Annotated in this window: 22 protein-coding genes; 10 read left to right on the plus strand and 12 right to left on the minus strand. The window is 55.9% G+C overall.

The window, feature by feature from the left end:
- Positions 1-17 precede the first annotated feature (17 nt).
- A complete protein-coding gene (locus JYB85_RS07380; RefSeq protein ID WP_207381672.1) occupies positions 18-536 on the minus strand; it encodes a hypothetical protein in 519 nt (172 codons plus the stop codon).
- A gap of 1389 nt (positions 537-1925) precedes the next feature.
- Positions 1926-3653 carry a gamma-glutamyltransferase gene (gene ggt / locus JYB85_RS07385; protein WP_207381994.1) on the minus strand — a complete coding sequence of 576 codons (1728 nt, stop codon included), beginning with the start codon at positions 3651-3653 and terminating at the stop codon, positions 1926-1928.
- 127 nt (positions 3654-3780) lie between these two features.
- On the opposite strand from ggt, the gene JYB85_RS07390 reads away from it, so the two are divergent.
- Positions 3781-4935 (plus strand): GNAT family N-acetyltransferase, encoded by a 1155-nt coding sequence (locus JYB85_RS07390; RefSeq protein WP_207381673.1) that lies wholly within the window; start codon positions 3781-3783, stop codon positions 4933-4935.
- A gap of 39 nt (positions 4936-4974) precedes the next feature.
- Here JYB85_RS07390 and JYB85_RS07395 read toward each other — a convergent pair whose 3' ends face one another.
- The 3 genes from JYB85_RS07395 to JYB85_RS07405 all read right to left on the minus strand — a co-directional run bounded on the left by JYB85_RS07395 (position 4975) and on the right by JYB85_RS07405 (position 7783).
- Positions 4975-5592, minus strand: a complete 618-nt coding sequence (locus tag JYB85_RS07395; protein ID WP_207381674.1) for a LysE family translocator — start codon at positions 5590-5592, stop codon at positions 4975-4977.
- Positions 5593-5704: 112 nt separating this feature from the next.
- Positions 5705-6271 (minus strand): NapC/NirT family cytochrome c, encoded by a 567-nt coding sequence (locus JYB85_RS07400; RefSeq protein WP_207381675.1) that lies wholly within the window; start codon positions 6269-6271, stop codon positions 5705-5707.
- A 45-nt stretch (positions 6272-6316) separates the two neighbouring features.
- Complete coding sequence (locus JYB85_RS07405) at positions 6317-7783, minus strand: multiheme c-type cytochrome (RefSeq protein ID WP_207381676.1); 1467 nt, start codon at positions 7781-7783, stop codon at positions 6317-6319.
- A gap of 416 nt (positions 7784-8199) precedes the next feature.
- Here JYB85_RS07405 and JYB85_RS07410 point away from each other — a divergent pair, with 416 nt between their 5' ends.
- Genes JYB85_RS07410 through JYB85_RS07420 form a run of 3 tightly spaced genes read left to right on the plus strand, consistent with a single transcriptional unit; the run spans position 8200 to position 10513 of the window.
- Positions 8200-9759 carry a metallophosphoesterase gene (locus JYB85_RS07410; protein ID WP_207381677.1) on the plus strand — a complete coding sequence of 520 codons (1560 nt, stop codon included), beginning with the start codon at positions 8200-8202 and terminating at the stop codon, positions 9757-9759.
- Positions 9760-9771: 12 nt separating this feature from the next.
- Positions 9772-10008 carry a hypothetical protein gene (locus tag JYB85_RS07415; protein WP_207381678.1) on the plus strand — a complete coding sequence of 79 codons (237 nt, stop codon included), beginning with the start codon at positions 9772-9774 and terminating at the stop codon, positions 10006-10008.
- A 16-nt stretch (positions 10009-10024) separates the two neighbouring features.
- Positions 10025-10513, plus strand: coding sequence for a PKD domain-containing protein (locus tag JYB85_RS07420; RefSeq protein WP_207381679.1), 489 nt, complete (start codon positions 10025-10027; stop codon positions 10511-10513).
- A 173-nt stretch (positions 10514-10686) separates the two neighbouring features.
- Here JYB85_RS07420 and JYB85_RS07425 read toward each other — a convergent pair whose 3' ends face one another.
- The 3 genes from JYB85_RS07425 to JYB85_RS07435 form a co-directional block, all read right to left on the minus strand.
- Entirely contained in the window at positions 10687-11556 is an 870-nt protein-coding gene (locus JYB85_RS07425) for a DUF4010 domain-containing protein (RefSeq protein ID WP_207381680.1), read from the minus strand.
- A 656-nt stretch (positions 11557-12212) separates the two neighbouring features.
- A complete protein-coding gene (gene hppD / locus JYB85_RS07430) occupies positions 12213-13250 on the minus strand; it encodes a 4-hydroxyphenylpyruvate dioxygenase (RefSeq protein ID WP_207381681.1) in 1038 nt (345 codons plus the stop codon).
- A gap of 46 nt (positions 13251-13296) precedes the next feature.
- Positions 13297-14457, minus strand: a complete 1161-nt coding sequence (locus JYB85_RS07435; protein WP_207381682.1) for a homogentisate 1,2-dioxygenase — start codon at positions 14455-14457, stop codon at positions 13297-13299.
- Positions 14458-14638: 181 nt separating this feature from the next.
- Between JYB85_RS07435 and JYB85_RS07440 the strand changes: the two genes are divergently transcribed.
- Positions 14639-15550 (plus strand): LysR family transcriptional regulator, encoded by a 912-nt coding sequence (locus tag JYB85_RS07440; protein ID WP_207381683.1) that lies wholly within the window; start codon positions 14639-14641, stop codon positions 15548-15550.
- A gap of 150 nt (positions 15551-15700) precedes the next feature.
- Positions 15701-16498, plus strand: coding sequence for a TIGR00266 family protein (locus JYB85_RS07445; RefSeq protein WP_207320004.1), 798 nt, complete (start codon positions 15701-15703; stop codon positions 16496-16498).
- 60 nt (positions 16499-16558) lie between these two features.
- Here JYB85_RS07445 and JYB85_RS07450 read toward each other — a convergent pair whose 3' ends face one another.
- Together JYB85_RS07450 and JYB85_RS07455 are read right to left on the minus strand one after the other, a co-directional pair.
- Positions 16559-16990, minus strand: coding sequence for a hypothetical protein (locus tag JYB85_RS07450; RefSeq protein WP_207381684.1), 432 nt, complete (start codon positions 16988-16990; stop codon positions 16559-16561).
- Complete coding sequence (locus JYB85_RS07455) at positions 16987-17457, minus strand: EVE domain-containing protein (RefSeq protein ID WP_207381685.1); 471 nt, start codon at positions 17455-17457, stop codon at positions 16987-16989. The genes JYB85_RS07450 and JYB85_RS07455 overlap by 4 nt, the downstream gene beginning before the upstream one ends.
- 229 nt (positions 17458-17686) lie before the next feature.
- Between JYB85_RS07455 and JYB85_RS07460 the strand changes: the two genes are divergently transcribed.
- Positions 17687-18064 (plus strand): DUF6508 domain-containing protein, encoded by a 378-nt coding sequence (locus JYB85_RS07460; RefSeq protein WP_207381686.1) that lies wholly within the window; start codon positions 17687-17689, stop codon positions 18062-18064.
- 153 nt (positions 18065-18217) lie between these two features.
- Positions 18218-19930, plus strand: coding sequence for an AMP-binding protein (locus tag JYB85_RS07465; protein ID WP_207381687.1), 1713 nt, complete (start codon positions 18218-18220; stop codon positions 19928-19930).
- 35 nt (positions 19931-19965) lie between these two features.
- Here the strand turns inward: JYB85_RS07465 and JYB85_RS07470 are convergent, their stop codons facing one another.
- Positions 19966-20208, minus strand: a complete 243-nt coding sequence (locus JYB85_RS07470; RefSeq protein WP_228730225.1) for a PGPGW domain-containing protein — start codon at positions 20206-20208, stop codon at positions 19966-19968.
- Between the two features lie 239 nt (positions 20209-20447).
- Between JYB85_RS07470 and JYB85_RS07475 the strand changes: the two genes are divergently transcribed.
- Entirely contained in the window at positions 20448-21455 is a 1008-nt protein-coding gene (locus JYB85_RS07475) for a DUF2817 domain-containing protein (RefSeq protein WP_207381688.1), read from the plus strand.
- Positions 21452-22213 carry an alpha/beta fold hydrolase gene (locus JYB85_RS07480; protein ID WP_207381689.1) on the plus strand — a complete coding sequence of 254 codons (762 nt, stop codon included), beginning with the start codon at positions 21452-21454 and terminating at the stop codon, positions 22211-22213. The genes JYB85_RS07475 and JYB85_RS07480 overlap by 4 nt, the downstream gene beginning before the upstream one ends.
- On the opposite strand, the gene JYB85_RS07485 is transcribed toward JYB85_RS07480, so the two are convergent.
- Positions 22214-22984 (minus strand): hypothetical protein, encoded by a 771-nt coding sequence (locus JYB85_RS07485; protein ID WP_207381690.1) that lies wholly within the window; start codon positions 22982-22984, stop codon positions 22214-22216.
- Between the last annotated feature and the right edge of the window lie 39 nt (positions 22985-23023).

The raw sequence follows: 23023 nt of genomic DNA on the forward strand, positions 1-23023 counted from the left end.
AGCAAATTGTTAGCAGTTTAATCCACCAAAGATTTTAAATATTTGATTTGAGCTTTTGATATCTTAGTATTATGAGGTAACTCTAAAATATCTATATGCAAATTACTCTTTTTACATTTTTCCGAAAGAAACATAATACTTTCCATTAAAGCTTTAGCTGTATCATCATCTAAGCGAGCTTTAAGCTTATGATTTTCGGTAGCCAGTTTTTTATTTTTTTCTTGAGCAACATTTAGCTCAGACTCATTGTCATTGACACGGCTTTTTAACTTCTTTGCTTCTTTATTAAATTTTTTACACTCTTTAGTTGATACAGATAAACTTTCTTCTAGGTCAAAAACTTTTTGAGATAGATATACTGTTAATGGACTTATATCTTGGGGCTTACCATGAAACTGCCTCCATACTTTTCCTTTCGTACCACTTGGTGCTTCTTCAGAGCAATAAACTGATTCTAGCTCATTCCAATATTGGGTTACATACTCCGATGCTTCACCATAATTAAATGAGTAGTTAAATAAGTCACTAAATGCCATTTTTTAAACTCCATACTAAAATTCAAAGTAAACTGCTGACAGCTGTATAGTGCGCATGCGCGTTTTAGTCCTCGGAGGAGTGTAAACGCGCAACGCTAAGTTCTTGTATTAAAGACTGAAATAGAAATTTGTTCAAATATACCTGGCAGCAAAACGCGCATGCGCGGTTTCTAAACCTACTAATTCTATCTCTGAAATATTAAGTAATTAATTTGCATGGGTTTTTCTGAAGTGTTTCAAATTTAACGCGCAAGGTTTATGCGCTTTTTCGGTGCCTTTTTCCCAAAAATTAAATACGACTGTACAAAAGCACTGTACACACTCAGTCATTCAGAGTTTGGAAAATCCGACGGTTGCACTCTCTATTGCATGACATAGTTACAGGCCCTAGGTCCTGCTATGTCCCTTGAAACGGCATGGCTACCGCACGGGCTGAAGTGCTTTGCTTCGTCCCTGAACCTTGCTTTATCTCCTTGAATCAGCATCTTGGCAGAGGGTGCTGTTGTTCTGCAAGCGATAATTTGATGTGCATTGAGCCTTTTGCTAAAGGCAACTCGATTGCGAGAGGGGAACACCAATAGATTGGCACTGCCGCACCAGTGACCATCCGAGCCATGGATGGCGAGGGGAGGCTATAGGGACATATTCACGCCGTGTCACGGGAGTGGCAGTGCAAAAGCCCACTGCAAGTGATTAATTGCACCCGATGCTTGATGTCAGGACAAAGCACAAGATAGCCGCTGTACCAGCGGCACAACGTCGTGGGTCTCCAACCCACACCCGGCCAAGAGGGGCTCATCAGCAAGCCCCTCTTGGATCACCCTGCCGCCCCCGAGCGGAGCCGAAAGCCCCTCGGCCTCTTGAGCTTGGTCATGCTACAGCTTCGGACTCGCGTCCTGCTCGACCGAAGCAGCCTCGATATCCCTATCTCGGCTACGCGCCCAAGCTCATCGGCATCGGCGGCTCCGAAGGGGGAACATTCGGGTGCAACAGTCCGGCATCCGATTTGCTGCCAAACACGCTCAGTGACGATGCCAGAGTCAGAGTGGAACACCCTCTATTAGCACTGCCGCACCAGTGACCGTCCGAGCCATGGTCGCTCAATCACATCTGGCTTCCATGGACGGAGGAAATGCTTGATTTTGTCGGGAGCAAAACAGGCGCTGTGATCGTGACATTCGACCATCCATGGTCAGCAGATGGCGAGGGGAGGCTATAGGGACCGATTTTTAAATCAAGAGCACGCCGTGTCACTGGGGTGACAGTGCGAAAGCCCACTGCAAGTGATTAATTGCACCCGATGCTGGAAGTTACTTCGAATATGAAAGAGAACCGCTGGACTTTAGGAACTCCACCTGAACTACTGGTGGAGTTATGCTGAACCCCAGCTCAGAACCCCAGGGTTTCTGAGCCCGTCTGCCTGGGGTCCGAGGCGCCGAACATGCCTTCGTCGGTGATCATGATTGACTGGGTCGAGCCCATGGCACTCTGGACGCTGACCTTATGGCCCATGGCTTCCAGCAGCTGGCGGGTGTCTATGTTGAGGCTGCGCTCCACCCGCAATACGTCCGGCTGCCACTGGTGATGGATACGGGCCGCGGCGCTGGCCTCGGCAATGTTCAGATCGTGATCTATCACGTTCATGATGATCTGCAGCGTGGTGTTGATGATCCGTGAGCCGCCGGGGCTGCCGGTGACCAGGAAGGGTTTGTTGTCCTTCATCACCAGGGTCGGGCTCATGGAGCTCAATGGCCGCTTGTGGGCCTCAACCGCGTTGGCGTCACCGCCCACCAGACCATAGCCGTTGGGGCTGCCGGGCTTGGCGGAGAAATCATCCATCTCATTGTTGAGCAAAATACCTGTGCCGGCGGCCACCAGACCCGAGCCATAGCTGAAGTTGAGGGTATAGGTGTTGGAGACGGCGTTGCCCCACTTGTCGACCACGGAATAGTGGGTGGTTTGCTCGCTCTCGTAGGGCGCCAGCTTGCCGGGTTTGATCTCGGCCGAGGGGGTGGCCTTGTTGGCGGCAATGGATTTGGCCAGTTCGTCGGCATAGGCCTTGCTGGTCAACGCCTTGACCGGCACCTTGACGAAGTCCGGATCCCCCAGGTATTCGCTGCGATCGGCATAGGCGCGCTTCATGGTTTCGGTCATCAGGTGCAGGGTTTGGGCGCTGTTATGACCGAGCTTGGCTATGGGATAACGCTCCAGCACGTTAAGCATTTCGATAATGTGCACCCCACCTGAGCTTGGTGGCGGCATGGAGATCACCTCATAGCCGCGGTAATGACCGCGCACCGGCTGCCGCTCCACCACCTTGTAGCCCTTGAGATCGTCAAGGCTCATCACGCCACCGGCCTCGCGGATGGCGGCCACCAGTTTCTCGGCCGTTTCACCTTCGTAGAAGCCCTTGCTGCCCTTGGCGGCAATCAGTTTCAGGCTGTGGGCCAGCTCAGGTTGCTTGAGTATTTCCCCGGGCAGAAAGTTGCTGCCGTCCTGGTGATAAAAAATCGCGGCGGAACTGGGCCACTGGGCAATACGCTGCTTGAGTCCTGCAAGGGAGCCGGAGAGGTCGGCGCTGATTGCAAACCCCTCTTCGGCCAGGCGGATGGCCGGGGCCATCACCTTGTCCAGCGGCAGGGTGCCATACTTGGTAAGGGCCAGTTCCAACCCCATGACTGTGCCGGGAACGCCCACAGCCAGACCGTGTTCGCGGCTGAGTTTATCCACTGCGTTGCCCTGTTCATCAAGGAACATGTCCTTATGGGCCTTGGCGGGCGCTGTCTCGCGGTAGTCAATGGCTATGGTCTGCTTGCCTTCGTTCAGGTGCACCAGCATAAAGCCGCCACCGCCGAGATTACCTGCCCGGGGCAGGGTCACCGCCAGGGCAAAGCCCACGGCCACAGCCGCATCGACCGCATTGCCGCCCTGTTTGAGCATTTCCACCCCGGCCCGGGTTGCCAGGGATTCCTGGCTGGCCACCATACCCTTGGTAGCGTAGATGGGTTGGGCCGTGGCCATCTGGCTGAAAATGGAGCTCTCGTCGGCGCGCACCTCGGGACTGTACAGCTGTGACAGGGGCAGGGCGGCGCCCATGGCCAGACCAAGGGCCAGCATAAAGGCCCGGCGCAGCGGGGTATGGGATGGGGAAAAAGGCACAGGTGACTCCCGAAGATAAATTGGCATTGCCTTGCAATGTGCCGCGATTTAAGCTCCATTGCAAGGCCCAAAAGGGGAAGCGTCGGTGGAACTTGAGTTTGTATTTGTCAGTTCTGTCAGAGAGATAGCCAAGGCTGACTGGGACGGATTATTCGGTGTCGATCATCCGTTCAGTGGCTGGGACTTTCTGGCGGCGTTGGAGGACAGTGGTGCCGTCGGCGCTGGCAGCGGCTGGCAGCCATTACACCTCAAGGTCATGGCTCAGGGCCAATTGCTGGCACTGATGCCGGGCTATCTCAAGCTGCATTCCTTCGGTGAATACGTGTTCGACTGGCGTTGGGCCGAAGCCTATGGGCGCCAGGGGCTCGACTATTATCCCAAGTGGATCAATGCCATTCCCTTCACCCCTGTTACCGGCCCCCGGCTGGCATTTACGCCGGGTTTGTCCACCGAGCAACAAACCGGCCTGGAAGAGGCCATTCAGGCCTTTCTGGATAGTTGTCTGGAGCAGGGTCTGTTCCATTCCTGGCACCGGCTGTTTATCGACCAGGGCAGCGCCTTGGCCTGGCAAAGTCGCGGTGCCATAGGCCGGGTCGATGGTCAGTTTCACTGGTTCAACCGCGATTACGGCAGTTTCGAGGATTTTCTCGCGCAATTGCGCAGTCAAAAGCGTAAGAGTATCCGCAAGGAGCGGGCGCGGTTCGCTGAGCTTGAGTTTGACTGGCAGGGGGGCAGTGGCCTGCAAGAGGCGGATTGGACCGAGTTCTATCTCTGTTATCGGCGCACCTATGCCAAACGCTCGGGCCATGGCGGCTATTTGAACCAGGCGTTTTTCGTCTTGCTCGGCAACGCTCTTGGGGATGCGGTGCAGCTGCTCAGGGTGCGTGACAAGGAGGGAAACTTGGTGGCTTCGGCGCTGTTTCTGCAAGACAGCAGTAGTCTTTACGGTCGTTATTGGGGCGCCCTGCGGCCCATCGATGGGCTGCATTTCGAGGTCTGTTATTACCGCGGTATCGACTATGCCATTACCCACGGACTCAAACGTTTTCATGCCGGCGCCCAGGGTGAGCACAAGGTGCCGCGTGGCTTTGAACCCGTGCAGACCTTCTCCTGTCACCGTCTGGCCCACGATGGTTTTCAAGTGGCCATAGCCCGGGCCTGCGCCGCGGAAAAGCCCTTTATTGAGGATTGGCTTGCGGAGCTTAAGGAAAAACTGCCTTTCAGCCGCCGGGACTGGTAACTTTTCGTCGGCAGGACTTATTCCCCTTCAATCGGGGGATCAGTCCAGGGCCAGCCACAGGCCCACCGCCAGCATCAGACTGCCGGCGATGCGGTTGAGCCAGCGGACATTGTTGCCGCGGCTCAGAAACAGTCTCAGGCTCTTGCCGCCGCTGGCGTAGGCCAACATGGACAAAAATTCACTCACCATTATGATGCCCACCAGGGTGGCAAGCTGGGGCGTCAGCGGCCGCTCGACATTGATAAAGGGTGGCAGCAGCGACACCATAAAGGCCCAGCCCTTGGGGTTGGCGATGGCGGTGACAAAGCCCTGGGTGATAAGGTGCAGACGCTCACTTTTGACCTGACCCAGAGGGTCAAAAGCCATGGCACCGCGGGCGCGCCACATGTTGATCCCAAGATAGGCCAGGTAGGCGCCGCCCAGGTACTTCAAACCGCTGAACAGGGTGGGGTAGTTGAGCATCAAGCCTGCCACGCCAACCACGGCAGCAACGGCCACCAGGGCGACCCCGGCCATTTCGCCCCACATCATCCACAGGGTGCGGCGCACCCCGACACTCATGCCCAAGGTCATCGCCAGGGTCATGCACATGCCGGGTGTGATGGAGACAAAAAAGAAGGTCGGAATAAACACGGCAAGCAGGGCGAAATCTGGCATAGGGAATGGCGTTCTGAATTAAGGAGACGGCAGTGTAGCCAAAATCAGCGAGCGCGGAAAGGGGATAAAAAAGACCGCCTTACGGCGGTCTTTGCAGGCTATCCAATAGGGGTTACTGGATCACAATACGCTTGTGAGTCAGGCCCTGATGGCAGTCAACACAGGTTTCGCCACGTTCGGCAATGCGCTCGTGGTTCAACCTGGCCCTTTGGGGCTGGGCTGCCAAGTCAAAGTTGGCCCCCTGATGGCAGTGGCGACAACTTTGGGAGTCATTGGCCTTGAAGGTATCCCAGACGCTCTGGGCCATGGCGGGCCTGTGCTCCTCAAAGTTTTCCTTGGTAATGGTGCCGGCCAGCATATGGTAGATGTCCTTGGTGGCTATGATCTTGACCTTCATCTTGTCCACAAAGGTGTGCGGCACATGACAGTCGGCACAGGTGGCCGCTATCTTGGTACCGTCGCCGTAGTGGGACGACGCCTGATACTCCTGGACTATGGTGTCTATGCTCAGGTGACAACTGAAGCAGAAGGCATTCTGGTTTGACAACACCATCACCCCCTGAAACGATGCCCCCATGGCCACCAGCACGAAGACCCCTATGGGGATCCCCAGTGCCAGGGGCCGTTTGAGCCAGCGCCACAACCGCTGCCCGCGGCCGGGTTTATCACTGTTACTCACTGGAAAGTCCTCCCTAAGCAGGCGGCAAGCCGCCTGCATCCTGCGTTAATGACTTTCGCCGAGATAGCGGGCCTTGAACGCCTTTTGGGCTTCGAGTCGGGCTTTCTTGATTTCCTCTGGCTCATTGCCGGTAAACCAGGCGTGCTCGGGTTTGGCCAGTATCCCGTCCAGCACCTTGCGGGCGCGGTCGGCACCTTCCTTGTTACCCTTGTGATCGGCTTCGTCTACCTTTTCCAGATACTGGGGCACCATCTCCATGTAGAAGCGCTCGGCAACCTCGAACATACCGTGCCACTGGGTGTAATCCGGCGCCATCATGGCGGCACCGTGACGGGCGCGGCGACCTTCATGGTGCCAGAGGTAGAACCAGGTCCACTCGATTTCCTCATCGAAGCCCACGTCGGTCAGCATGCCTTCCTTCTTCAGGGTGGTCATCAAGGTCTTGCCCGGAGTGGCGAACTTGTCGTTGTACAGGTTCACCAGGGAGTCGAACTGCTGATAGAAGCTGTCGGTCATGGACTTGGTGTGGCAGGCCTGACACACATCCTGCATGTCTTTACGCCTGTCTTCCCATGACTTGACCACTTTACCCTGGGCCTTGGCAGCGGCATCTATCTTCTCGGACACGGCGGGGCGCAGGGTCCAGCTGATGCGGCTGCCCACATCGTGGGTGACGGGTTGTTCGCGGGTGGCGGACATGTGACAGGTGGCACAGGTGGGGGCCGCGTCATAGTCTTCGCCGACAATCCACTTGGCAGAGTCCAGATTCATCCTGTCGACGTTGGCATAGAAGTTAATGCCGTGCTTGGATTCCTCGTAAACCTCTTTCTGAGGATGGTCGGGGCCTAAGTGGCACTTGCCACAGGCTTCGGGGCGACGGGCCTGAACCATGGAAAACTCATGGCGTTGGTGACAGGCGGTACAGGCGCCGATGGAGCCATCGGGGTTAATCCGACCAATACCGGTATTGGGCCAGGTGGTAGGGTCGAGGTCGCCGTTTTCCAGCACCTTGACCTCGGAACCGTGGCACTGCCAGCAACCGTTGATGGCCGCTGGGGATTTGCCGTTAAAGGTCCCGGCACCTTCCACCACTTCGGCGAGGAAGTTATCCAGTGAGCCCAGGATCTTGCCGGCATTGGCATGGTGGCTCTTACCGAATTCTTCCACTTCCTGGTTATGGCATTGGGCACAATCTTTGGGTGAGACTATGACAGAAATGCTGACGCCTTCATGCTTGATGGCATCTTTATCGCCGGGTTCGGCTTTGTGGCACTCGTAGCAGCCGACGTTGGCGCCATAGTGCTTGGAGCGGCCCCACTGGGCATAGAGAGAGGGGTTTTTGTCCTTGTGACAGCCGGCGCACTTGGCGCTTTCTTCGCTCAGGCTCTTGAACGGCTTGAGCATCAGGGCTTTGGGTTCGGCCTGGCTGGGAGTTGCGACAGTCAGGCTCAGTGCTGCGGCAAGCGGTAGCAACAGCGCCATAAAGCGCCGCAATGTTCGGGATGATTCCATAGTGTGTTCCTCAATTGCATTCCTGTTAACTCACTGATTTCGATTTATTTATTAGAAGGTGCTAAAAAAATGTATCAACAATGTTGCCACTGTTATCGGCAGCATAGGCCCCTAAAGTTACAAGGCAAGCAGCACCTGAACCGGAGTCGAGTCAGATCACACAATTTTTATCAGGATATAGGTCAAAAGTTGTACTCAAGGTGTGCGAAGTCAAATTGCTCAGCCTTGTCATGGGTACCAGTTATGCCGAATTTTCAGCTGGTTTTTTGAACATATCGCCAAAGCGCTTTTGATTGATGTGCAGGATTTGATGCCGCGATACTTTGGCGACTTAAGACAATAACCTTTTGAGCATAATGATATTATCAGCAATACTAGCCATCACTTCCGTGCGTTCAATCGAAAAGGAATTCACCATGCGTCCTCTGCTAACCGGCATTTGTTCCTTACCTCTGCTTGCGTCTCTTGGGGCCTGTGTGCAGCAACAGCCACAGCAATCACAACAGCCACAGCAATCACAGCAATCAGAGCAATCACAACAACCGCAGCAGCCCAAGGTCTATGCCGCTTATAGCATGCTGGCTCCGGCGGCCGATGGCGGTACCCTGGTGTATGGGCGGGTGATCCTGGCCGGCGCCCATCAGGAGCAGAGCCAATGCCCGGTACTGGAAGCCGATGATGGCGCCCTGGTGTTGACCCGGGTGCGCGACAGGGCGCCGGCTGCGGCGAATTTTCCCGTCACCGTCTGTGAGGCCAAAATTCGCCCCGACACAGGGTATAGGGTGGCCATGACCAAGCTGAAACTGGCGCCCGTTACCCTAGACCCCAAGACTGTGCTGGTCTATGGCGATACCGGCTGCAAGACCCAGGATTGCGCGGCAGGCTCGGCGGCAGAGCCCTTTGCCACCCTGGCTCGTCAGGGGCTGACCCAAAAAGGCCAGTTAATTCTGCACATGGGGGATTACAACTACCGGGGTACCGGCGGCAGCCTGGCCAAGGGCATTTATGCCTATGATGCCGGTGATGGTGACTACGGCGGTCCCTCCTGCGGCCTGGAGGACACCTATTACAGTCAGAATGCCGAGCACAGTCCCAAGCCCGATAATTGGCAAACCTGGTATGAGGACTTCTTTCTGCCGGCGGGCGAACTCTTGTCTTCGGCCCCCTGGGTGTTTGCCCGCGGCAACCACGAGCTGTGCAGCCGCGCCGGTGTTGGTTGGTTTTATTTCTTTGGCCCGGGTTCCGGGCTTGCCGGTGGTATAGCCCAGGAGTCCTGCCCGGCCCAGGGGGATTTCAATGCGCCGCCGGCCACCGCCAGCGCTCACATCAAGCTGCTGCCACCCTATATGTTGGATCTTCACAGGCTGAGATTGTGGGTAATGGATTCGGCCAATGCCTGTGACGACAGGGACGCCAATGCCCTGACGGCACAATATCAGGCCCAGTTTGAGCAATTGCAGCATCTTGCTTCGATAGAGAGTGCCGGCACTGAGAGCGTCGACATAGACAACAGTAGGCCCATATGGCTGCTGGGCCACAGACCGCTGTGGGGTGTCTTGGATGACGGCGGGACCCAGACCCAGACCCTCAATAAGATGATGCAGACGGCGCTGGCGCAAACCACAGCCGGTCAACTGCCGCCTGCGGTGAGCTTGCTGCTGTCGGGCCACATGCACAGTTACCAGTCCCTGAGCTTTGGTGACGGCAGTACCCGGCCACCGCAGCTGGTGATTGGCAACAGCGGCGTCAGCCTGAGCAACAAGGCGACGCTGCAGGACTTCAGTGCCAAGGTGGATGGCCAGCAGGCCAGAGGCAACGCCGAGGGCAAGTTTGGTTTCCTGGTCATCCAAACCGGGGAGGGTGACGCCTGGGCGGCGCAGATGATAAGCGAGCAGGGCGAGGCGTATCTTGCATGTGATTCAGGCAACCCTGCCCATGGCAATGAATTGTGCCGGGGGGCAGATGCCAAACCTTAGCGCTTGTCTTGAGTGACAATATGCGGCTGCCAAACTGTACCTTTCAGCATTGAGCGCAGTGGTCTGCCTTCCGAAATGGTGGCGCATTACCTGAACGTACCAAGCAACATCAAGGTCGGTGCCATCGGTAGCCAGACAATCGCCGAAGATACCAAGCTTGAAGGTATTGTGGTGGCTTACTCCGATGACAACACTGTTGCCAATACCATCAGTGTGTCGGGTGCATGTGACTGGTTTCGCCAGCGGTAATGAGCCGGGCGCGACCGTGACCGTGGTTCCTGAAGCTAACTTCACCGGTAAAACCACTGTGACTATTACTGTTGCTGACAGTAAGAATCCAAGTGATGCCGCCAGCACCAGCTTCGAACTGACGGTCACACCGGTAGCCGATGCTCCTATTGCCAAGGCAGCCAACATGGTTGACATCACCGAAGGCCAAACTGCGACTCTGGATGGCTCTGCCTCTATGGATCCCGATGGCGATTCAATGACCTATAGCTGGTCAGGCAGTGACGGCAGCATCAGCAACGCCAATGCCGCGGTAGCAACAGTCTCGGGTCTGGCTGTGGGTGAACATCAATTTACCCTGACAGTCAGCGACGGCACTATGAGCAACTCAGTGACTACGACTGTTAAGGTCAGCGCTGCTCCGGTAGCTGTTGAACCTGCAAAAGACAGCAGTGGTGGTGCCGCCGGCATGCTGCTCCTGTTGACTGCGCCTCTGGCCTGGTTGCGTCGCCGTAAAGTGGCATAATCCATCAGGATAAATTGCTGCAGCACTAGATAGTTGGCAAAAGAACCTTCTTCGGAAGGTTCTTTTTTTTGCCCTGTTATCCCGTGCCTGTCAGGTATACAGATCTGTATACCTATGCCGGGATCCGGTCGGATTGAAGCGCCTGTGCCTGTAGCGTTATCGGGCGGGCGCTATCAGTTGCCCAAGGCGGCGTCGATAGTGACACTGACGCCAAGACTCAGCAGGAAACTGCTCAGCAACAGGCCAATCAGCCAGGCTTTCTGCTTGAGGTTGCTGCCCTTGTACACCAAAAAGGATTTGCTCAGGGCATTGCCACAGAGAATGAGAAAAAACTGTGTCAGCAGTCCGCTTGGCTGCGCATACAAGGATTGCTCCGTCATGACCGAGGCCAGAACGGCATGGGCCTCAAACAGGGAAATCAACAGGGTGCTGATATTGCGGGACAGCTCCAGCTCACTGCCAATAAAATGCATGCCATAGACCAGGATAAAGATCAGCGCCGACAGCTTGATGACGTTTTTCCACAGTATCGGATGGTCGTTCAGCAGTTCAATCTCCGCCATGCCGGCGTTGTCATGCTCCAGCGCCTCGGGATAGTGCCCCTTCCGCGCATTGAGGAAAACAATCACGCAGACAATCAGCAGCAGCTGAGTCAGAAAAGGCAGGTAGTAGGTCCAGGCCAATGAGCCCGAAAGAAACCAGACAATCATCAGGCACTCAAGCAGCATGGCACAGAGCGCAAACAGCAGGGTCAGGCGTAAATCCCGCTCCCGGCTGGCAGCAAATTTCTTGTCATTCAGCACCTGTAAATACACAGCCGTGCTGGAAATAAAGCCCCCCAAAAAGCCCTGCAGCTGAAAGCGGCTGCGCTCCGGAGCCAGATGAAAACAAAAGAAACTGAACAGCTCCAGCCCCGCCACCAAGGGCACTATTTTCAGAATGGGAACGAAGGCTGCCACCACACACAAGAGCGCCAACAAGCCCATATCCAGCCAGATATGCTTGTCACGGAAGTGGGTCGCAAGCGGTGTGGTATGCCTCATCTTGGCTGCTATCCCCAAAGAGAAAAGCCGGGTTTCTCACATCATAGTCTGAAATTTCGAGTAGAAATGTAACCGGAATCACCCGTTCTGAATGAACTCAATAGGTTGGCTTTCCTATTACGGCAGAGAGATTGTTAGAGGCTAATTTTTTGAGATTTCCTGTATCAGCCCATAAAAGAAATATAGCAAGATGGGTATAAAAACTAATCCAAGTAAGGTGTCAAGCTCATCACCATACTCCTTATACACACTCAATTGATGCATAAGTTTCCATGAAAAATGCCATAATGCGAATGTGCACGGCACTTTTACAAAATACATCACCGTAGCCTTTAACAAATTTTTAGTTTTACTTCGTGGGTCCACAATTATCATCCTTTTCAAATGCATCAATTATTGCACCTGCAAGTTCATATGCAGTACCAGAGGTTCGCTCAAGTAAAAATCTGCTTTTAGCGTTATAGCTTAACTTAATAACGTTACTCATTGTTTTCTATTTTTAAAGCCTGCCGCATTTATCCTTCCGCCTGCTGAAGCGGTCAAATATTATCGAATGTATGAGGAACACCAGATGCTATGACTACTGTGCCATTACACCATAAAAAAACGCCGCTTACTGCGGCGTTTTTCCTATATCAAATTCGCAATTAAACGGCTTACAGCACGCCGCGGCGCATTTGATCGCGCTCGATGGACTCGAACAGGGCCTTGAAGTTACCTTCGCCGAAGCCCAGATTGTTCTTGCGCTGGATGATTTCGATGAAAATGGGGCCGAACAGGTTCTTGGTGAAGATCTGCAGCAGGTATCCTGACTCATCGCCGTCCACCAGGATTTGGTGGTGCTTGATGCGCTCGCGATCTTCGGTGACCTGGGGCAGCTTGTCGAAGATGGTGTCATAGTACTCTGGGATGATGTCCAGGGTCTGGATGGAGGTTCCTTCCATGGCATCCAGGGACGCCACTATGTCACGGCTGCGGAACGCCAGGTGTTGTACACCCGGGCCGTTGTATTCGCGCAGGTATTCGTCGATCTGGTTCTTGTCGTCGCCTTTGCCTTCGTTGATTGGGATGCAGAAGCTGCCATCGGGTGAACGCAGGGCGTAGGAAATCAGCGCTGTCTGTGAGCCCTTGATATCGAAGTAACGCACTTCGGTGAAGCCGAACACGTTCTTGTAGAAGTTGGACCATTGCTCCATGGTGCCCTTGTAGACGTTGTTGGTCAGGTGGTCCACTTCGATGAAGCCTTTTTCCTGTACCAGCACGGGCTCGGTCAGATCGTCGAAATCGCTGGCGTAGATATTGTCTTCGCCGAAACGGTCGATGAAGTAGATCAGGCTGTCACCAATGCCATAGATGGCGGGATAGGGCAGATCTTTCACTTCTTCCGGAGCGGCCTTGGCACCACGCTCAACGGCGGTTTTGAAGGCAAAGTCGGCATCTTCCACGCGCCAGCCCATGGAGGTGATGGCCGGGCCATGTGACTTGGCGAAGCCGGCACTGAAGCCTGCGCGCTCGCGGTTCATCAGGAAGTTGATGTCATTTTGCTTGTAGTAATAGATATCCTTGACCTTGTGCTTTTTCAGCATGGAGAAGCCGAAGTCCAGGAACACCTGGTGCATAAAGTCATTGTCGGGCGTGGCAAACTCGGTGAATTCGATGCCGAGCAGGCCCAGTGGATTGGTTTCGCTTGCCATTGTAGTTTCCTCTTTCAAAGTATTGTCCGTCTGGCGCTTATTGTTGTCAGTCTTCCAGCCAGGAACGGTTGTAATCGGCTGCCATGCAGTGCTTCACGTGTTCGGTGAGCTTGAGCGGGGCAAAGGTGTCGACCATCACGGCATATTCATAGGTGTCTTTCTTGCCTATGGAGGCCTCGGTGCGGCCGGGTTGCGGGCCGTGGGCCACGCCTTTCTGGTGCAGTGTGATGTAACCTGCTTCAATGCCGGTGCGGCTCATAAAGTCGCCATCGACGTAGTACAGCACTTCGTCGCTGTCGATGTTGTTGTGGTAGTACGGCGCCGGGATTGCCTGCGGATGGAAATCGTAGGGGCGCGGCACGAAGTTACAGATCACGAAGTTGTGGGCCACAAACAGCAGGTGATCCGAGGGGGGCAGGTGAATTTTGCCGACCTTGGGCGCGTATTCTGTGATATTGAAGGCCCAGGGATAGACGCAACCGTCCCAGCCCACCAGGTCGAAGGGGTGCCATTCCAGCTGATTCAACTGATACTTGTCACCGAACTTGGTCACCATGGCGAAGTTACCACGCTCAACCACGGCGTCTTTCAGCACGGGCACGCGGATATCGCGTTCGCAATAAGGGGCGGATTCCAGCAACTGGCCGTATTCGTTACGGAAATGCTTGGGCACTTCCACCATGGAGAAGGATTCGATAACGAACAGGCGCACGTTGTCAAAGCTGTTGAACTTGAGCTGGTAGGTGGTGCCGCGGGGGATCACCAGGTAATCCCACTTGCGCACTTCAAGCTCGCCGTACTCGGACAGCAACACGCCGTCACCTTCGTGTACGAAGATCACTTCGTCGGCATAAGCGTTGCGGTAGAATTCGTCGGTGTCACGGGTCACCTTGGCGGTGTACAGGGCCAGGTCATTGTTGTAAAACATTTTGTTGCGGGCCGAGAAGAAGTTGCCTTCGTTGTCCGCCAGGCGCGTATCCAACTTGTAGTTCTGTACCAGCGAATCTTCCCAGTTGCCGCCGTGGCTCAGTGTCATGGGCGACACTTCCAGGGTCTTGGTGGGCATATTGTGATGGTACTTGTTGGAATAAATGTTGGAAAAGCCATGGGTGGAGAACAGCTCTTCACGGTAGAGTTCGCCGTTTTCCTTGGCAAAAGCGATATGGCGCTTGTTGGGTACCTGGCCTTGTTTCACGTAGAAGGGCATGGGTTTCTATCCTCTCGGGGCTAAATGCCTGTGAACTGTATGTGAACTATGTGATCTGGCTATCAATTTAGTTGTGCGGATGAACAAAAAAAAGAATAATAAATCCGTCATCATCATCTAAAAATTAGATGGTAATCTTCCCTTTACAATATTGACCGCCCAAGGTGGCAGGAGTGGCGCGATGCGCATCGATGTGGATGCCTTCAAGGTGTTGCAGGTGTTGGTGGAGGAGGGCAGCTTTGCCAAGGCGGCAGAGCGGCTGCACAAGGCCCAGTCGGCGGTGAGCTACCAGGTCAAAAAACTGGAGCAACATCTGGGGGTGAGCCTGTTCAGCCGCGATCAATACCGCGCCGAATTGACCCCCGAGGGACGGGTGATCCTGGCCGAAGGCCAGCGACTGCTGGCGCACCTGGCCAACATTGAACATCTGGCCAGCCGTTTCAGTGAGGGCTGGGAGCCCAAGCTGGAGCTGGTGATCGACGGCGCCCTGCCGATGGAGCCCATCATGACAGCGCTGAAACGCATGGCCGAGCACCAGATCCCCACCAAAATCCAGCTCAATATGGAGTTCCTTGGCGGGGTGCAGCACAGATTCGAGCGCGACAATGCCGATCTGATGCTGGTGAAGGACTACCGCACCGGCCCCTATTACTCGGCCCAGGCGCTGCCCGCCATCACCAGCGTGCTGGTAACCGCCGCCCATCATCCGCTGGCGAGTGGCAAAAAACTGAGCCTGACCGAACTGCAGCAGCACGTGGAGCTGACCATTGAGGATTCATCCCCGGTGAAAACCTACCGCGATGAATTGCAATTTGGCGGCGACAAGGTGTTTTACCTGTCGGGCTTTATCATGAAGAAGAACGCCCTGCTCAAGGGGCTGGGTTTTGGCTGGATGCCGGACTTCCTTATTCATCAGGAACTCGTCGACGGCAGCCTCAAGGAAATCGACTTTGTCGGCGGCAGCCGCTATACCTTTACACCGCAACTGGTGTCGACCCTGGAGCGCCCCCTGGGGAGGGCGGGCAGGCTGTTTACCGAACTCATCCTGGAAGAATTTGCCAGAAACGAAGGGGTCACCGGCGGTTTGGGCTGACACAGGTATCATGTGCCAACACAAACAGTTACATTTGGGTTCATGACGCAATGACATTTTATGTCATAAGCTGAGCCACAGCTGTTACGCAAACATTACACGCAGTATCAAGAAGCGATTCAATTCAAGGTCAGATAACGGAGGGAGACCATGACCAGACGTTGCCACGAGGTGGACTACGAGATTAAAGGCAGCAGCATGCAGCTGGTGGAGGTGGAGCTGGATCCGGGCGAAACCGTCATCGCCGAGGCCGGTGCCATGACCTATATGGAAGAGGGCATCAGCTTTGAGGCCCGCATGGGGGATGGATCCGAACCCGAGTCGGGCTTTTTCGGCAAGCTGATGGGGGCCGGCAAGCGCATGTTGACCGGTGAAAGTCTGTTTATGACCCATTTCAGCAACCAGGGCCACGGCAAGCGCCGGGTGGCCTTTTCGGCGCCTTACCCCGGCACCCTGCTGGCCATAGATTTGGACGAGGTGGGCGGCGAACTTATCCTGCAAAAGGACAGTTTCCTCGCTGCGGCGCTCGGCACCCAGGTCAGCATGAAGTTCAACCGTCGTCTCGGCGCCGGTTTTTTCGGCGGCGAAGGCTTTATCCTGCAATGCCTCAAGGGTGATGGCATGGCCTTTATTCACGCAGGCGGCACCCTGATTAAGAAAGAACTGCGCGGCGAGACCCTGAGGGTCGACACAGGTTGTCTGGTGGGCTTTACCTCGGGTATTGATTACGACATTCAGCGTGCCGGTTCGCTCAAGTCCATGGTGTTCGGTGGTGAAGGCCTGTTCCTGGCGACCCTGTCCGGTCACGGTACCGTTTGGCTGCAAAGCCTGCCGTTTTCGCGGATGGCGGACAGGATCCTGGCGCACGCCCCCTCGGCCGGTGGCAGCGATCGCGGCGAAGGCTCGGTGCTCGGTGGTCTGGGCCGTATGCTGGACGGCGACAGATAGGCCTGATCGTAAATGTGAAAAAGGAGCCCAATGGCTCCTTTTTTTATTCGGCACCCACAGTCAATGGGTCAGGATGTCGAGAATTTTGCGGGTTTTTTCGTGGACCCGGAACAGGGTGTCGTCGATGCGTATGGTGACTTCACCGTCGCGGCCAATGGGCACCACCACTTCACCCCGCTGGTAGATTTCCTGCTCCAGGATATCGCCCCTGTGGTATTTCTTTTGCCAGCCGGGAGGCAGGGGCTCGCCGCGGGCGACTTTTTTCTGCAGTCCGGGTGGCAAACCGCCATCGACTACCGCAGGCTGCGCCTTGTCATGGTGTTCTTTTTCGCCGTGGCTTTTCTCTGCCTTGTCATTGTGTTCTTTTTCGCTGTGGCTTTTCTCTGCCTTGGCCTTATGGGACTGGTGTTCCTTGTTGTCCTTGTCATGTTTGGCCATGACAGGCAGAGCCAGACAAGCGCCGAGAACAAGGATTATTCCTGTGTGTTTCATGGGGTTTCTCCCGCCATTTGATGGATCAGTTGCCATTGGATTTCTGTGACCGGCTGTATGCTCAGGCGCGAGCCTTTTTGCACCAGCATCATGTCAGCGAGTCCGGGATGGGACTTAATATCGCAAAGGGGTACGGCACTGGCAAACTTTTTCAGAAAATGAATGTCCAGCTTGAGCCAGCGTGGTGCTTCGGGTGTCGACTTGGGATCGAAATAGGGGGATTCAGGATCCCAGGCACAGTCGTCGGGGTAGGTGCCACTGACCACTTCGGCAACCCCGACCACCGCGGGCACCTTGCAGCTGGAGTGATAAAAAAACACCCGATCACCTATTTGCATGGCATCGCGCATGAAGTTGCGGGCCTGGTAATTGCGAATGCCGTTCCAACCCTCGGTCTGGTTGGGTCTGGCCGCCAAATCGTCGATGCTGAACTCATCGGGTTCAGACTTCATCAGCCAATAATTCATCCGGTTCTCCTTAAGGGACCTATTGCCGCGCGGCTTTCATTATCGGAAACGCGTTAAGCCTGTGTTCATCCTGCGGGCGTCAGACTCTGTTTCAGACGCAGATATAAAGCCAGACGCTGGCATAAAAAATGCCTCGTGAGATTGTGGCGCCCGCACCGGTCAATAGATTGTCGGTCTGTGGCGGCGATTATGCATCAGGGGACGGTCTGTGACCACCCGGGAGGTATGTATGCAAGCATCAGTATCCTGTCAGAATCATATTCGGGACGCGCTGGCCGCAGGCGAGCACGGCTGCGAACCGGGTTTGTTGCGGCAAGTCGTTGAACTCCTTGAGCACACCGGGATCTTGATTGAGGAGTTTGATTGGCAGGATTGGTATCGCAACCAGCACCTGTTGGATTGCCCGGAGCGCATTGCCGATGCCAATGCCCAGCAGTGCCGCCAGTTGCTCAGTGCCCTGGCAAGGCTGGAGCGTTTCAGTCACGGTGTGTTGGCGCACATGCGTCGCCGCGGTGTGCTGCTGGCGCTGTTGGAACGCCTGTGGCAACTGGAGGCCATGCCCCAGCTGGCGCTGGCGGTGGAAGTGTCCGATCCCGTCAGCCTCTAGTCATTAGCCTTTAGTCTAGATTTGCGATTTTGCCCTTGTGGCCCCAATGCCGCTTTGGCTAGAGTCGAGTTCTGACTCACCCGGGGCTGCCACATTTTCCTGCATACTTCGCCCCAGGTGAATTCCCCATCGCATTTTTCGCAAGGAGGCGCCATGTCTGCCATTCAATATTTTCCCTTGAGCCAGAGCCTGTATCAGGGCCGCACCGACACTGAACTCACCGAACTCACCATAGGCCAATACCTGGAGCATATCTGTGACCGTTTTGGCGACAATCCGGCGGTGGTCGTGCATCACCAGCAGATCCGCTGGGACTATCGCCGCTACCTTGCTGAAATTGACCGTTTGGCCACAGGTTTGCTGGCGCTGGGTGTCAGGCCCGGCGACCGGGTGGGGATCTGGTCACCCAACAACATCGAATGGTGCCTGACCCAGTTTGCCACCGCCCGTATCGGTGCCATCATGGTGTGCATCAACCCGGCCTATCGTCCCGAGGAGCTGGAATACGCCCTCAATAACGTCGGCTGTAAGGCCCTTATCACGGCCGACAGCTTTAAACACAGTCAATACCTGGACATGCTCGCCGAACTGGCTCCCGAACTGGCGCACTGCCCGCCGGGGCAACTCAAGGCCGCGCGTTTGCCGGCGCTGCGATGGGTGATCCGTACCGGCACGGCAACCACCCCCGGGATGTTCAATTTCCCCGAGGTGTGTGCGCTTGGCGCCGATGAACACTATCGCGAGCTCAAGACAATCGGGACCGGGTTGTCATGCCACGACCCCATCAATATCCAGTTCACTTCCGGCACCACGGGCCAACCCAAGGGCGCGACCCTGACTCACCACAATATTCTCAACAATGGCTTGCTGGTGGCCGAGGCCATGGGTTTCAGTCACAGGGATAAGCTGTGCATCCCCGTGCCCCTGTATCACTGTTTTGGCATGGTGCTCGGCAATCTGGTGTGTTTGGCCAAGGGCGCCACGGCGGTGTTTCCGGGGGATGCCTTCGATCCCGCCACCACGTTGCAACTGGTGCAGGATGAGCGCTGCACCGCACTGCACGGGGTGCCGACCATGTTTATCGCCGAGCTGGAGCTGGCCAATTTTGCCGACTATGACCTCTCCAGTCTGCGCACCGGGGTGATGGCCGGCGCCACCTGTCCCGAACCTGTGATGAAGCGGGTACAACAGCTGATGCACATGGAAGAGGTGCTGATTGGCTACGGCCAGACAGAGTGCAGTCCCATCAACAATATGACGGAAATCGGCTCCAGCCTGGAAAAGCGGGTCACCACGGTTGGCCGGGCTCTGGCCCACACCGAAGTGAAAATCATCAATGAATTCGGGGAAATACAGGCCATAGGTCAACCGGGCGAGGTGTGCAGCCGCGGCTATTGTGTAATGCAGGGTTACTGGAACGATCCGGCCAAAACGGCGGCAACCATAGACAGCGAAGGCTGGCTGCATTCCGGCGATCTCGGGGTGATGGACAGTGACGGCTATGTGCAGATAGTGGGACGGATCAAGGACATGATCATCCGCGGCGGCGAGAACATCTATCCCCGCGAGATAGAAGAGAAGCTCTATACCCACTCGGAAATTCAGGATGCGGCGGTGTTCGGGGTGCAGAGCGAAAAGTACGGCGAGGAGGTCTGCGCCTGGATCAAGGTGCGTCCCGGCAGCGGCCTGACCGAGGATGAGGTGCGGCACTTTCTGACCGAGAAGGTGGCCTATTTCAAGGTGCCCAGATACATCAAGTTTGTTGAGCACTATCCCATGACTGTCACGGGCAAGATCCAGAAGTTTCGCATGCGCGAGCTGATGTATGAGGAGCTGCAGCGGGACATCAATGCCGTGGGCGCATAAAACTAATGTCTAGGCGGATAAAACCAGTGCCGGGATTAGAAACTGATGCGGCGCCAGAGTTTATCGAGCCAGTTAAGGCCTGCGCTCATGGCCTTTTGGCTGCGTGCCAGGTAAGGCCTGGCCCAGGGATACTCCATGGCCAACAGCGTCAGTCCCAGTGGCAGTAACAGCCAGGCCGGGCCCGGCATCAGCAGCAGGATAAGGCCCGTCAGGGTCAGCAGACCGCCAATCAGGGTCAGCAATGTTTTGCGCACCGGCTTGTGCATGCCTTTGTTCATCGGTTTCTCCACGCCAATAAGCTGTGTCCCCAGTCTAGTGCCGACCGGGTGACACAGGTGTGTCCCTTTGTAACCAAACACGTCAAGCAGGCCAAAAAGACAGGTTAAACAGGACCGTCAAATCTCCTTGCTATACTGAGCCTTATCGTTACCCGGGAAGAATTGGCTGTCATGAGCCTGTCGCATCTTGGCGCTATTTTGTTGGGTCATGGGTGACGGTTGTGTTGGGGAGAGGAAAGGTGTTTGCTGCCGGTTATGAATTGGCGCAGCTGGAGCGCTTAATCCAGACCCAGGGCCAACGCCTGCGCGCGCAGATCCTGGTGCAGTTGCCTGGCCCGGCAAGCCCTTTGCCGCTGCACGCCATAGAGCTTGGCACAGATAAACCGGGCCTGCCCACTGTGCTGTTTGTCGGCGGGGTGCACGGCCTTGAGCGCATCGGCACCCAGATATTACTGACCTTTTTGGGCTCCCTGATGCAGCGCCTTGGCTGGGATCCGCACCTGCAGGCCATGCTATCCGGACTCAGACTGGCCTTCGTGCCCCTGGTCAATCCGCAGGGGATGGCCATGGGACGGCGCGCCAATGCCAACGGGGTAGATCTGATGCGCAATGCGCCGCTGGAAGGTGACAGGGTGACGCCCTGGGTGGGTGGCCAGCGCCTGTCTGCCAGACTGCCCTGGTTTCGTGGCCATGGCGGGCTGGAAACCGAGACCCGCGCGCTGACCGACTATTGCCGTGAGCTGCGAAATAAATCGAGTTTGCTGTTGGTGCTCGATGCCCATTCCGGCTTTGGCCTTGAAGATCATCTCTGGTTTCCCTATGCCTGCCATCACCGACCCGGCAGGGAGATAGCACGCATCTTTCGCTTCTGGCAGCTGTTTGAGGACAGCTATTCCCATCATTGCCATTACCACTGCGGCCCCCAGAGCGCCGTGTACCGCACCCATGGGGATATCTGGGATTGGCTCAGTCAGGATGACAGTCCGGTGCCCCTGTTGCCCTTTACCCTGGAAATGGGCTCCTGGGCCTGGGTCAGAAAAAATCCCCGCCAACTGTTCAACTTTGCCGGCCTGTTCAACCCGCAAAAACAGCACAGGCACCACAGGATTTTGCGCCGCCATACCATCTTGATGCAGTTTATGCTGGAGCTGGCCCATTCCAGGCTGCTGGAGCAACTCTCCCCGGCCCAGTTGACGGGCTTCAGGGAGCAGGGTGTCAAACTCTGGTACCCGGAGCTGCTGCCATGACAACTCTGGTCATGCTGCGGGGCCTTGGCCGCGACAGGCGCCATTGGGAGGGCTTTGACGATAAGCTGAGGGCACAGGGCGTTAAGGTGCTGTGCCTGGACTTGCCCGGTAACGGTACCCTGGCGGAGCGTAAAAGCCCCCTGCGGGTGGAAGAATACGCCGACGAGCTGAGTCACAGACTCGACACTCTCGGTATTGGCGCCTGTGTTGTGCTCGGGATCTCCTTTGGCGGTATGGTGGCGCTGAGTCTGGCAGCCCGCGACAAGCGGGTGCGCGCCGTGTGGGTTTTGGGCTCAAGCGACCGGCACTCGCCCTGGTTCCGGCGCTTTTCGCTGCCGGCGGTGGTGTTTGCGGGTGTTACTGCCGCCGCATCCGTGCTCAGGCAGCGGGTGCTTCCTGACCCACGACCGGAAATTGGCCTGGTTGAAACTGCGATCGTGAAACTTGTCAGCCATCAAAGAGGTGAGGATTGGGAACTGATAGCCCGCTGGAGCCGCCTGCATCAAGTGGCCTGCACCAGCCTTGGCAATATGCTGCGCCAGCTTTGGGCAGCCTGGCGCTTTGAGGCGCCGCCGATAAACTGCCCAAGTTACTTTATCCATGGCAAGAACGACCGCCTGGTGCATCCCTGTTGCAGTGAGTCGCTGGCGGGCCGTTACGGCGCACCGGTGCATTACTTACCCAATGGCGGCCATGATCTGGCCCTGGATGTGCAGCCACAGTTGCTGGCGCTGCTGACTGACGTGGTAGCCGACTAATTAACGTATGGTTTGGCACACCACAGTGTCACTGGGCTCGGGGCATTCTCTCCTCAAACGCTCAAGCTCCCGACTCAGCTGAGTAGTCAGTTCGGTGTGGCTGTCAGCCAGCATATGAAAGTAGTAATTGACCAGAGGCGGCAACGGCAGCGGCACTATGTCATCCATAGCCTTGTCATCCATAGCCTTGTCATCCATAGCCTTGTCATCCACAGCCTTGCCATCAACGCCCTGCTGACGAGCGAATTCTTCCACTACTGAGGGCAGCATCAACATGATATCGCCGCGGCCCTTGCGCAGCATGTCGACTGCACCGGGAAGGGATTTGGCGTAGGTGATATTGCTGATTTTCAGGGCCTTGGCCTGATATTCGAGCACCCGGATGGCGTGTACGCTGATAAGCGTCAGAGGTTGCAGATCTTCAAAGGAGTCCACCTTGAGCGAACGGTGGCCGTATAACCGCAACTCGGTTTTGAATATGGCCGGTTTGACCAGATGCATATGTTGCCATTGGGAAACCACTTCCGGCTCCATCACCATGATGCCGTCGAGGTGACCCTGTTGCAGCACCAGGGGCAGGCGGGCTGCGGGCATATCCACCAATTGCGTTGCCAGACCCAGATTGGCGTATGCCTCCAGCACTTTTTGTTGCACCCCGGGTAGTTTGGACATCACCTCCTCATTGGTGCCAATGCGCAGCGTAGCGGCATCCTGGGCCGCAGTGAAGAGGAAGGGCTGTAAACACAACAGGCCCATCAGCCAGCGTATCATCGGGGACTCCTGCATGGCCGGCCTGTTGGCCGGAACATG

The sequence above is a fragment of the Shewanella sedimentimangrovi genome, from assembly GCF_017354965.1.
Classification (GTDB): Bacteria; Pseudomonadota; Gammaproteobacteria; order Enterobacterales; family Shewanellaceae; genus Shewanella; species Shewanella cyperi.